Below are 11,992 nucleotides of genomic sequence, written 5' to 3'. Positions count from 1 at the left end.
GAATTGCCTCGAATGAAACTGATTTAACTTTGATGTTTTGTGCATTCAGGACGACAGATTCGTCGCTGTAAAGATCAGGATATGCCATAAAACCACTTTCCGTTATTTATCTATCTACGTTATCTATCTATCTACGTTATCTCAATAAAATAAGTGTTTGTAAGCCCTCCCATCAGGCTCCTGCCCAATCACAACAATTTGCGGCCGTTCATGTACGGGCGGATCGCATCCGGCAGGACGACAGATCCGTCTTCCTGCTGGTAATTTTCAAGAATTGCCCGGAGAACCCGTGAGGTGGCGATCGCCGTTGAGTTAAGCGTGTGCACCCACTGTTTTGACTCAAAGTTGCTCTTGTCGCGCACCCGGATATTGAGGCGCACTGCTTGGTATGCCGTGCAATTTGAACAGGAAACTACTTCCTTGTACGCATTTTCGCGCGGCATCCATGCCTCGATGTCATATTTTTTCGCAGCCACGGTCCCGATATCCCCGGTGCAAATATTAACCACGCGATAAGGAAGTTCAAGACCTTTGAACACGTCCTCGGCATTCGCAAGGAGTTCCTCGTGAATCTGCCACGAGTCCCCGGGTTTACAGTATACGAACTGTTCGACCTTGGTGAACTGGTGGACCCGGAACAGCCCCTTGGTATCGAGGCCATGCGCGCCGATCTCCCGCCGGAAGCATGGCGAGATCCCGGCCAGCCGGAGCGGGAGATCTTTTTCCTCAAAGATCTCGTCCTGGTACATCGCGCCGATCGGGTGCTCGCTCGTTGCGATCAGGTAAGCATCGTCACCGTCAATTTTGTACATGACTTTTTCGAAATCTTCCAGATCCGTGACACCCTCGTAGGAAGTGCGGTTTATCATATACGGCGGGATGATCGGCGTATACCCTTTCTGCACCAGCAGGTCGATCGCATAGCGCTGGAGCGCCATATCAAGGAGGACGAGGTTTCCCTTCAGAAAATAGAACCCTGCGCCGGAGGTCTTGGCAGCCCGCTCGAAATCCGCCCAGCCCTGTTCAGTAGCAAGCTGCCCGTGGTTCTTGATCTCGTAGGGGAATATCCCGGGTGTCCCGACCCGCTTGATCTCGACATTCTCCGTATCGTCTTTCCCGACAGGGACGCTCTCGTGCAGGATATTGGGGAGGCGCATCAGGTATGAACGCGTGGCATTTTTGATCTCTTCCTGCTCGGCATCGCATTCCCTTATTTTCTGGGGAAGCGCAGCTGCTTCTGCCATCAGGACCGATGCATCCTGCCCTGCCTTTTTTACCGCATTGATGTCACGGGCTATCGTATTCCTGCGCTGCCGGAGCTGGTCGGTCGCAACCTTGAGTTCGCGGGACCGGGCATCCTTTGCAAGCAGGTCATCGACCCAGGCAATTTTCTGCGTGTCATTGCGTTTCCTGAGATCGGCCTTCACCATATCCGGGCTAGCCCGTACGAACCTGATATCGAGCATGCGTGATTCCTCTGGTCCTCGGAATTTATACTCCTATATTATGCGTTTTCTCATTTATCGCCTTCCCCCCCTGCAACCTTGAAATGCTTTCGCATGCACAAACCGGGGATATATATTCCTGCCATGTTGTATATCCCCCGGAGAACTGTCGTATCGTTGTATCACCTCATACTTGCAGTGGTCAGAAAAATATCTGGCATAGTTACATTATCTCCTGGCATTTTCTTCTGGCAGCTTGACAGGCATTATGACGCAGGCCGGCATTTCCTCCTCATGTGTTGTCAAGGGGTGTTTTATTTTCGCTGGAATCCTGACAATTCTTTATCAGTAAATAGTTGTAATCTGGAATATGAGGCACAATGGCAGAATTTTCCTATATCTGTAAAAATTTGGCCGGGTCTGATCCCGGGAAAGGAAATGAAGCAGGAATCCCGGCATGTTCAAGGAAGCTGAAGACCGGTACCTATTGCACGGTGGATTCTGCGGAGCGTGCCGCAGCAGCAAAGTCCGAGTGCCCGGCTGTTAATTTCCTTAAGATCCTGACGGTCCGGAAGAAGAAATGGTAATCCCGGTGTCTCCCACTTGCTGACCAAATACCCGGTAGCAGGAGACCAGAAATTCTGCGTACAGGTCAGACGTCTTTTAATTTCTGTTCTATAATATCACGTAATTATCTCTATTTTAAGGCGATTTGTTTCACCTGTATCAAAAACCTTAATCGGGAAAAACACCGATGCATATCTCATGAAATATGCCAATCCGGAAGACCCCCGCACCCAGTATATGTTTTTTAAAAACTTTGAACGGGTGATCAGTTTTTCTGACGGTGTGTTCTCGATTGCCATCACCCTGATGGTGCTCTCGCTTGCTGTTCCAGCCATCGCCCAGAACGACGCTACGGTCGAACTGCCGATCAGACTGCTGAGCGAGTGGCCTACATTTTTCATCTATATCATCAGCTTCATCATCATCGGCAACTGGTGGGTATCCCATCACCGGATCTTCCAGCATATCAACCGGGCGGACCGGACCCTGCTCTGGCTGAACCTGCTCTTTCTCCTGTTCATCACGCTCATTCCGTTTGAGACCACCCTCATTATCCAGTACCCCGGAGTACCGACGGCAGTGGCCTTCTATGCGTTTACCCAGGCACTGGCCGGCCTGATCCTTGTCTCCCTCTGGTACCATGCCACCAGCGGCCGCCGGCTTTCGGATCCTGATCTCTCTCAGGTGACTGTCCAGTATTATATCATCCGTGGTATCCTCGGATCTGCTACGTACCTGATCTCTATCGGTATTGCTGCGTTCAATGTCTATATCGCTCAATTGTCCTGGCTCCTGATCGGCATCCTGTTCTGGTGGCTCGGGCGGGAGTTCTATCGCAATGATCTTCCCATCATTGATCAAACCGAATAAGCGCCTGCAAAAAAACGGGATTATGCGCAGGGAGCTGGCATTTGTCGAAATTGCCGAAATCGCCACTAGGGCCGGAACCTGTGCGCGGAGAAATCGCAAGGGATGTGCCGCATGAAGCGGGGACCGGCACCGAACCGGGGATTTCGGATCGCGATTCCTGTCGCACTCGCGCTCGGGCGGGTGATATTCTTCATGACATCGCCCTATTACCCCGATTTCATGATCGCAGGAGACGGGTATCTTGGGATGCGCCCGCACCGGTAGCGAAGGCCGGGAGAAAACCCGGGAAAAAGCCGGTGAGGAGAGAAGCGAACGGGATCAGTCCGGTCGACCCGAAAAAATTGCTGGACGTGGGCATTCCTTGATAATCCGGTTATCAATGCACTCGTATAGTTTCAGGGATGGTCCGCCACAAAAGAGGAGGATGGGACGATGGATTTATCGTTAAACATGATGGGTGCGCCGGCTAAGGAACCCCCGGTACATCCGGTTGTTAATGTGACGGGCAGCATTCCTCCTGACGGGACTTTCCCTGACAACCAGCATTGATCTGGCGCCTGTTTTCATACTGAATAATTATTGGTAAGAATGAAGAAAAAGGATCTCCCTCTATATTCTCAATAGAAAAATTAAAATCGTCCAATACGGGTTCCATTTGGATAATTAAAGCAAATCCTTACTCGCGATGAAAATCCGTGGCCCTGAACGTCAACAATAACAAAAAAAAGCCCGCCATGAACGGTAATTATATATGATTACGGCGTCCACCTGTTTAGCGGTAGGAAATGTTCCCGGCCATCCGGGACAACGTTCTTCAACTGCCGTCCGATCGCACGAGATCGAATGGGGGGATGACAGACACAATGGGCTAAAACAAACCAGGAAAGGAAGGCATACCATGGATCTCTTCTCGAAATTATACTTCAATTACAGCAAGATCATCAAGACCATCAAGATCTACCTGCTGCTTGCCGGACCAGGCCTCATTGTCATGATCGCTGATAACGATGCGGGCGGGATTACCACGTACGCCGCAACCGGCGCAAAGTTCGGGTACAGCCTTATCTGGTTCCTCGTCCTGCTCGGGCCTGTCGCATATTTTGTACAGGAAATGACCGTACGGTTGGGAGCCGTTACCAAACACGGGCACGCAGAGGCGATATTCAGTGCGTTCGGCTCGTTCTGGGGATGGTTCTCTCTCTGCGACCTCACCGTGGTCAACTGGCTGACGATGGTCACCGAGTTCATCGGCATGACCGCTGCGTTGAGCATCTTCGGTATATCCCCCGTTGTCACGGTCGCAATTGTCGTCCTCGTAATGCTCGGCATCGTATTGTCAGGACGGTACTGGACGTGGGAGAAGATCACCATGGCGTTCTGTCTCGTCAATCTCATCTACATACCGGCGGCGATCCTCGTCCACCCCTCAATACCTGATATCCTCCGGAACGGGATCGTCCCCAACTTTCCGGGAGGGTTCAATGGTGAACTCTTCTTCTTACTGATGGCAAACATCGGGACAACGATCGCGCCTTGGATGATCTTCTTCCAGCAGAGCGCCGTTGTCGACAAGAATATGAAAGAAAAGGATATCCCGTGGGGGAAGTTCGATACGGTTGTCGGTGCCTTCTTCACCGTTCTCGTCGCGGTCTTCATTATCATCGTGACCGGGACCCTGCTCTACGGTATGAACATCGATAGCGCTGCCCAGGCCGCCCAGGTCATGATGGGAACGCACCCGTGGGTGGGGACGCTTATCGCCATAGGTCTCTTCGATGCTGGTTTCCTTGGGGCAATCTGCATCGCACTCACAAACTCGTGGGCATTCGGGGAGGTCTTCGGGTGGGCGCACTCGCTGAACTACAAGGTGAAAGAGGCGTTCTGGTTCTACATATTCTACTTCCTCGGCCTGGTAACCGCCGGGGCTGTTGTACTCATACCGGGAGCTCCGCTGGTCCTTATCACCCTGTTCGTGCAGGTGATTGCAGTTACCCTTCTGCCGGCCGCGCTGGTATTTTTGATCATCCTCCTGAACAACGAAGAGATCATGGGGAAATACAAAAATACCCGCTTTGACAATATCGCAAACATAACAATAGTCGTGTGCATCATCGTCGTGTCTTCACTGTACGGTATCAGCACACTATTCCCGAATATGTTCGGGTGAGGGAAAAGGAGGTACAGGAATGGCAGCAATTGAGAGCGTCTTCGGGGAAAAGATCGGAAGTATCATACATGAATCTACCGGGAAGATCCGTAGTATCAACCAGAAATATGCAACGCCCAAGATCAAATTGTCGGGAGGAGCGAAATTCGCCCTTCTCCTCCTCAGGTTATACCTCATCTTTCTTGTTATCCTGCTTGTGTACAAGTTCTGGACAATCATTCACGGGGGTGCATGATGCAGCAGGATAACACGAACAATACTGCGATTGCGGGAGACCTCGAGATCCTCCTTTCCGATATCCTGAATGTCCCCGTCCTCCGCTCCGGGAAAAAAATAGGATCACTCAACGATCTGGTCATTGCAGAGACTGCAAAGGTACCCGAGGTACGGTCCCTGTATGTCACCCGGTCGTTCGGCAACCCGAGCCTCCTCATCCCGTGGGAGTACGTCCATACCCTGACCGGCAGAGGAATCGAGGTCACTATCGGGGACCCCGGGCAATACGAGGCAGAACCGGCCGAGGATGTCATCCTCCTCCGTGATTATGTCCTCGACAAGAAAGTCATCGACCTCGAAGAGAATGAGGTTGAGGTGGTGTACGACATACGGCTCATCCTCCGGAACAAGAAACTGTATGTAACGGATGTCGATACCGGAAAGGCAGCCCGTCTCCGGAGGCTCGGGTTCGGGTTCCTCGCAAAGATCCTCTATTCATCAGCGGACCCTGAGGCAGAGCAGATGATCCCCTGGACCTGTATCCAGCCGCTCCCGACGAATATTGGCCGGTTCAAGGGCAACGTCAAGCTGAACATCTTAAAAGATAACCTTTCAGAGATCCATCCCGTCGATCTGGCGGACATTCTCGAAGAGATGGATCACGACCAGCGGGTCATGGTATTCTCCTCGCTCGATCACGAGCAGGCGACCGATACGCTTGAAGAGATCGAACCGAAGGTGCAGCGCGAGATCATCTCCTCGCTCTCCACGGAAAAGGTAGTCCAGCTCATCAACGATATGACCCCGGGCCAGGCTGCTGACATTCTGTCAGTCCTGCCATCAGCGGAGGCCCATGTGATCCTCGATGCCATGAACGCCGAAAGCGCAAGGAAGGTTCAGGCTATCATAAACCGGCAGGAAGAGAAGGTAATCCATTATACCACCCAGAAAATCCTGAAGTTCCCTCCTGAAACGACCGTAGAATATGTCCAGAATGACTACCCGCGCCATGCCCGGGACAAAGATGTCATAATGTACATTTACGTAACCGACGAGAGCGATCACCTTCTCGGTGTTATCGATTTAAAGGAGCTCCTGCAGGCCGATGACAAGGCACTCCTCCGGGATGTCATGGTCGAGAACGTGATCAGCCTCTCGACCGGGAGTACCCTCAAGGAGGGTGCACAGGAATTCGGGCGGTACGGATTCCGTGCTCTTCCGGTAATCGATGATGAGAACCGGCTCGTCGGCGTTATCCCGTACCGTGACGTGATGAACCTCACCCACCACTTCGTAGAATAATTTTGAAGTATGCGTTTGATCGGATCATACCAGTTTTTTATATTCAAACGTCTGGTTGATGACGGTGTATGTGTCACCCGTGTAATAATGCACGGTCACTTCAACGCGATCGGCTTTTTCCGTTCCCTGGAGTTCCACGCCACTGCCGGCCTGCAGCGGCTTGAACGTCCCGGTGAGTACCTGCCCGTCTGAACGGGTGAGCCGGACAACCACGTCCTGTACAGCAGCCTGGCCTTTACCTCCCATGAACAGGACCGAGACGATATTTGTGAAGGGATCACGTTCTGCCTGGAAATAGACAAGGAACTTACCGGGTGGTACCTGGGTCTGACCAGGTTCAGGTGAAAAAACAGGAAGGGCGATCGTCGGGGTTGTAGTAACCTGTTCCGGATCGGATGCTACAGAAGATTCCGGAAGGATTTGTGACGCCCCGGCGGACTGATCAGCACCGGTCCCGGAACCGACCGGAGAACCAAGGACCGGGAACCGTATTATGTACCCAAAAATTATTAGTCCGGTTATGAATAAAATCGCAATAAGGATTACCACCGGTTTTTTGTAAGGTACTATCTTTGAAACCGGGAGCCCAGCGGGTCCGGACAGTATATTAGTGTCCGGATCCGGGACAATTGTAATGGTGGCCCGGCTTTGGCTATCAGGCGTTTTGCCGGCCGACGGTCTATCCGCAGCAGGCCCCGGGGTGGTTTTCCCGGGCATATCCTGAAGTTTTTGCTCACCGGTATTCTCAACGGCACTAATGGTACATTCCGGTGTTTTTGGCACAACTACCGCACTTTCTTTGCGGGGATGTGAAGCAGTGTCGGTCAATTTTTGTGACGGTTCCGACATGGTTTCTGATTGTTCCGGACTGGTACTGACCGGTGTCCCGCAGGAGGGACAGAACCGGGAACCCGGTGCAAGAAGGGTGCCGCAGAGTGAGCATGACGGTGGCCGGGCAACACGGGCACCACAGTATTCGCAAAATACCGTTGTTGCGGGAACCGGTTTTTTGCACCGAGGGCAGATGGTCTGCCTCTTCTTTTTCATGCCGGAAATTCTCATGCCCCCTGCGACCCGGTACTGTGGATCCAGTATAGTACGGTATCTGACCTGAGGTTAAAAATCCCCCGCATGGTTTTACCCGTTGATCGATAGCACGACACCGGCAGGGGACCTGAACGTGCACCCCCGGAAGACGTCCGCTATGCAATAATCTATCTTCCGGAAAAACGGTACCTGATGGCAGGGCGTTACGGATGAAGATCGCAGTGTGTGGGAAAGGCGGCGTGGGAAAGACATTCTTTGCGGGCAGCCTTGCGGAACAGTTCGTCCTCGCGGGTCATCCGGTAATTGCCATCGATGCCGATTCATCTCCCAACCTTGCCATAACCCTTGGGTTATCTGCTGACCAAGCCAAAGCGATCATACCGATCGCAGAGAACGAGGAGTTGGTCCGGCTGAAGACCGGCACAGACTATTCCGGGGTCTTCCGGCTCTCGTTTACTGTCGACGATATTATCGGCAGGTACGCGGTCCCCACTCCTTCCGGTGCCAGCCTCCTGGTCATGGGGACCGTGAAGGCAATGGGGTCCGGGTGTTCCTGCCCCGCACACTCCGTGGTCCGGGCATTGATGCGCCACCTTGTGGTCGAGCGTGAAGAAGTGGTCATCCTTGACATGGAAGCCGGGATCGAGCACCTCGGCCGCGCGACGGCAGAGTATGTAGATATTCTCCTTGCAGTGACTGATGCGAACCTGAAGTCCCTTGAGACTGCCGCGAACATCTGCCGGCTGGCACAGGAATCCGATATCAGGACCATCGCTCTTGTCGCAAACCGGATCGCTGACGAACGGCAGCAGGAAGCAGTCCGGTTGTTTGCGGAGCAGCAGAACCTTACAGTAATTGCACGGGTGCCGTTTGACCGTGCTGTATCCGAATCCGGTATGACCGGGGAGCCGCTGGATGCGTCCGCATCCGGGGCGATCAAAGCGATCAGGGAACTTGCAAAGACGCTTTTGGGACAGCCATGATCCCGGCCCGCCCTGCAATCCTGATGAAAGGAGATCAGTCATGACAAAAACCTTCGTAACCATGGGACGAGGCGGCACTGGAAAGACAAGTTTTGTCTCGCTCATGGCCAGGTACTTCATAGAGAAAGGAGCAACCCCCCTGCTGCTCGTTGACGCAGACCCGGACCAGAACCTGGCAGAGATGGTTGGCGTGGATCCGGAATCCGCCGGGAAGAAGACTGTTGCGGAACTGCTTTCGGAGACATTCATCACGACCGGCGGAACAACGATCGGCATACCTCCCTCCACCCGGATCGAGAACCGGATCTGGCAGGAGGGCCTGTACGAAGGGAAGCAGTTTGATCTCCTCTCTGTTGGCACCAAATGGATCGAAGGGTGTTATTGCATGCCGGATGCCGCTCTCAAGAATGCACTCTCCGCCATCACCCGGCAGTACGAGTACATCCTGATCGACTCACCTGGCGGTCTCGAGCACCTGAACCGGAAGATCGCAAGCAACGTGGACACGATCTTCGATGTCATGGGCCCTTCGAGCAAATCTTTTGCCCACGTACGCCGGGCCCACCGCGTGATCGAAGAAGTGGGAATACGGTTCAGGCGGCTCTACATCGTCGGAGGATATGGGTTCCCGGCAGATCTCGGTACCCGTGCCACAGATGAAACCGGTCTTCCCTATCTTGGAAAAATTGCGGCAGATACACGCCTGGCGGAACAGGTTCTTGCCGGCAAGTCCCTGCTGGACCTTCCCCTCGGTCTTCCTGCTTACCGCTCAATCGCTTCTATGCTCGATACCCTTCCCGATGCTCCCTAGTGTTTACGGATTTTATAATCAGATCCGCTTACGAGAGACCGACGTTTTAACTTCATCCGGGCAGAAAATAGCAGGAATTTTTCCTGATACGTAGAGTGAATCTTACCGTACTGTCACTTCTTAGATTTCATGATGTTTCGAAAAGACGACGGGGTGGTATTTGAGATGCCTTCTTCGATAACCTTATTTTGCTTATCCCTCAATGTATAGATGAATTCTCAGGGTGGCGTCGTGGTGAACAAAAAAGGAGTCCATTTCAGGATCAAAGAGATCACATCCGATCTTGCACAGTTCCGGGATCTCAGTATCACGATCGGTGCGATCAACCAGGAACGGTGGGATGAGCCCATGGGCCCTACGCCATTTCCCTCTCTCACCACACTGAGACCCTGGGACCAGAAACTCCTCAGCCGCTATAAACCGTTTTATCTCCCTTTCTGTGACCTCTGCTGCCTCTGCACGTACGGAAAATGTGATCTGACAGGAACGAAACGCGGAGCCTGCGGTATCTCGATGCCGGCCCAGCAGTCCAGGACGGTGCTTATCACGGCCTGCATCGGTGCAGCCACTCATATCAGTCATTCCCGGGAGCTGCTCACCTACGTGATTGAACGGGCCGGGCGGGACTGCCCGATCAATGTCGGCGGAGTCGGTGTGGAAGTGGAAGCCCCGATCACACGGCTTGTCACCGGCATCAAACCGGAGACGCTGGGAGACCTCGAGCCGGTGCTGGACTATTGTGAGAACCAGGTCACCCAGCTTCTCGCCGTGACCCACACCGGTCAGGAAGGCAACAATCTTGATTTTGAGTCGAAGATCTTCCATGCAGGAATGATCGACCATCTCGGCATGGAGGTCGCAGATATCGCACAGGTATCAGCTCTCGGGTTCCCCCGTGCCGAACCCGAAACCCCGCTTGCCGACCTGGGCCTCGGTACTGTCGACACGTCAAAGCCTGTTATTCTCGTCATCGGCCATAACGTGCCCCCGGCTGCGGCGATCATCGATTACCTGCGGGACAACGGGATGTCGTCTTCGGTCGAAGTGACCGGCATCTGCTGCACTGCCCTCGATCTCACGCGCTACTCGGACAAGGCAAAGATCATCGGCCCCATTTCGTGGCAGCTGCGCTATATCCGGAGCGGTGTGCCGGATGTGATTGTTGTTGACGAGCAGTGTGTCCGGACCGATACCCTGCAGGAAGCGGCACACATCCGCACCCCGCTCATTGCGACCAGCGAGAAGAACTGTCTTGGCCTGCCCGATCGCACTGCTGACCCTGTTGACGATATCGTGGAAGGATTCGTGAACGGTTCGGTTCCCGGCGCTCTCATCCTCGATACAAAGAAAGTCGGGGAGGTTGCGGCCCGGGTGGCAGCAGCCATTGCCCCGAAGCGGAAGAAGCATTCTGCCCTGCCCACCAGCCACCAGCTGGCCGAATGGGCAAAGAAATGCACCCAGTGCATGCTCTGCCGGCGTGCATGCCCGAACGATCTCCCGGTTGCCCAGGCCGTAAAGGCCGCAGCCGGGGGAAACCTCTCCCTGCTTGACGAACTCTACGATGACTGCCTCGGCTGCGGGAGGTGCGAACCGGCCTGTACGCAGAAGATCCCGATCCATAGTCTCATTGTGGCCGCTGCTGACCGGAAGACCCGTGAGGAAAGCTACTGCATCCGGACCGGCCGGGGTGCAATACAGGATGTGGAGATCCGCAAAGTAGGCGGTCCGATCGTGCTCGGCGAGATCCCCGGCGTTGTAGCATTTGTCGGGTGTGCGAACTATCCGAAAGGCTCCCGTGAAGTGGCGGAGATGTGCATGGAGTTTGCCAGGCGCCGGTATATTGTCTGTACTTCCGGCTGCTCTGCAATGTCGGCCGGCATGTATCGGAATGAGGACGGGAAGACCGCCTACGAACAGTATCCGGGTGGCTTTGAGGCTGGCGGCATCGTGAATGTCGGCTCATGTGTTTCGAATGCCCATATTGCCGGTGCCGCCATCAAGATCGCCAGCATCTTTGCCAAACGTCCTCTCCGGGGCAATTACGAGGAGATCGCTGATTACGTTCATAACCGCGTCGGTGCGGTCGGTGTTGCCTGGGGCGCGATGTCCCAGAAAGCGGCGGCGATCGCGGCCGGGTTCTGGCGCCTCGGGATTCCCGTAGTGGTCGGTCCCCATGGTACCAAATACCGGCGTATGCTGCTTGGCCGGGCTGACAAGGATGCCGACTGGTTTGTGACTGATGCCCGGACCGGCGAGAGCGTTTATGGGGGACCGGTTCCCGAGCATCTCTTCTTTGCAGCTGAGACAAAGGAAGAGGCGATGGTCATGATCGCGAAACTGACCATGCGCCCCAATGACACGAGTAAGGGTCGGGCGAACAAGCTGGCCAATTATATCGATCTGCACAAGCGGCTGGTTGGCGGAATCCCCCCGGATGTATTCCGGCTTGTCCGGACACAGGCAGATATCCCCCTGACCATGAAGGACGAGATTGTCATGCACCTTGACGAGCATGGCTGGAAAGAAGGCACGATCCCGGACCCGACGCTCCTGCCCCGCATGATTCATAAGAAGAAGGTGTGAT

At 54.0% G+C, this 11,992-nt stretch carries 11 protein-coding genes and 1 pseudogene; 9 read left to right on the top strand and 3 right to left on the bottom strand.

Annotated elements, in window-relative coordinates:
- Nucleotides 1-188: 188 nt before the first annotated feature.
- On the bottom strand, nt 189-1,466 hold the full coding sequence (serS, locus tag WBL42_RS07170) for a serine--tRNA ligase (protein ID WP_424720589.1): 1,278 nt from the start codon (nt 1,464-1,466) through the stop codon (nt 189-191).
- Nucleotides 1,467-1,825: 359 nt separating this feature from the next.
- On the opposite strand from serS, the gene WBL42_RS07165 reads away from it, so the two are divergent.
- The 6 genes from WBL42_RS07165 to WBL42_RS07140 all read left to right on the top strand — a co-directional run bounded on the left by WBL42_RS07165 (nt 1,826) and on the right by WBL42_RS07140 (nt 6,567).
- On the top strand, nt 1,826-2,032 hold the full coding sequence (locus WBL42_RS07165) for a hypothetical protein (protein WP_424720588.1): 207 nt from the start codon (nt 1,826-1,828) through the stop codon (nt 2,030-2,032).
- A 178-nt stretch (nt 2,033-2,210) separates the two neighbouring features.
- The gene (locus tag WBL42_RS07160; RefSeq protein ID WP_424720587.1) at nt 2,211-2,882 is read left to right on the top strand and encodes a TMEM175 family protein; all 672 of its coding nucleotides are present in this window, start codon (nt 2,211-2,213) and stop codon (nt 2,880-2,882) included.
- A gap of 111 nt (nt 2,883-2,993) precedes the next feature.
- Nucleotides 2,994-3,146 (top strand): hypothetical protein, encoded by a 153-nt coding sequence (locus WBL42_RS07155; RefSeq protein WP_424720586.1) that lies wholly within the window; start codon nt 2,994-2,996, stop codon nt 3,144-3,146.
- Nucleotides 3,147-3,780: 634 nt separating this feature from the next.
- Nucleotides 3,781-5,049 carry an NRAMP family divalent metal transporter gene (locus WBL42_RS07150; RefSeq protein WP_424720585.1) on the top strand — a complete coding sequence of 423 codons (1,269 nt, stop codon included), beginning with the start codon at nt 3,781-3,783 and terminating at the stop codon, nt 5,047-5,049.
- Between the two features lie 19 nt (nt 5,050-5,068).
- Nucleotides 5,069-5,284, top strand: coding sequence for a hypothetical protein (locus WBL42_RS07145; RefSeq protein ID WP_424720584.1), 216 nt, complete (start codon nt 5,069-5,071; stop codon nt 5,282-5,284).
- Complete coding sequence (locus WBL42_RS07140) at nt 5,281-6,567, top strand: magnesium transporter MgtE N-terminal domain-containing protein (protein ID WP_424720583.1); 1,287 nt, start codon at nt 5,281-5,283, stop codon at nt 6,565-6,567. The genes WBL42_RS07145 and WBL42_RS07140 overlap by 4 nt, the downstream gene beginning before the upstream one ends.
- Before the next feature lie 24 nt (nt 6,568-6,591).
- Here WBL42_RS07140 and WBL42_RS07135 read toward each other — a convergent pair whose 3' ends face one another.
- Nucleotides 6,592-7,116 carry a hypothetical protein gene (locus WBL42_RS07135; protein ID WP_424720592.1) on the bottom strand — a complete coding sequence of 175 codons (525 nt, stop codon included), beginning with the start codon at nt 7,114-7,116 and terminating at the stop codon, nt 6,592-6,594.
- Nucleotides 7,117-7,449: 333 nt separating this feature from the next.
- A pseudogene (locus tag WBL42_RS07130) lies at nt 7,450-7,614 on the bottom strand (zinc-ribbon domain-containing protein); the annotation flags it as partial.
- A gap of 209 nt (nt 7,615-7,823) precedes the next feature.
- Between WBL42_RS07130 and WBL42_RS07125 the strand changes: the two are divergent.
- From WBL42_RS07125 to cdhA, 3 genes are all read left to right on the top strand, one after another.
- A complete protein-coding gene (locus WBL42_RS07125) occupies nt 7,824-8,597 on the top strand; it encodes an AAA family ATPase (protein ID WP_424720582.1) in 774 nt (257 codons plus the stop codon).
- Nucleotides 8,598-8,637: 40 nt separating this feature from the next.
- Nucleotides 8,638-9,408 carry an AAA family ATPase gene (locus WBL42_RS07120; RefSeq protein WP_424720581.1) on the top strand — a complete coding sequence of 257 codons (771 nt, stop codon included), beginning with the start codon at nt 8,638-8,640 and terminating at the stop codon, nt 9,406-9,408.
- Between the two features lie 234 nt (nt 9,409-9,642).
- On the top strand, nt 9,643-11,991 hold the full coding sequence (gene cdhA / locus WBL42_RS07115) for a CO dehydrogenase/acetyl-CoA synthase complex subunit alpha (RefSeq protein WP_424720580.1): 2,349 nt from the start codon (nt 9,643-9,645) through the stop codon (nt 11,989-11,991).
- The last annotated feature ends 1 nt before the right edge of the window (nt 11,992 follow it).

The sequence above is a fragment of the Methanoregula sp. genome, from assembly GCF_049686655.1.
Taxonomy (GTDB): Archaea; Halobacteriota; Methanomicrobia; order Methanomicrobiales; family Methanospirillaceae; genus Methanoregula.
The sequence above is the reverse complement of the archived record's forward strand: the minus strand, read 5'-3'. Positions and strand labels throughout refer to the sequence as shown.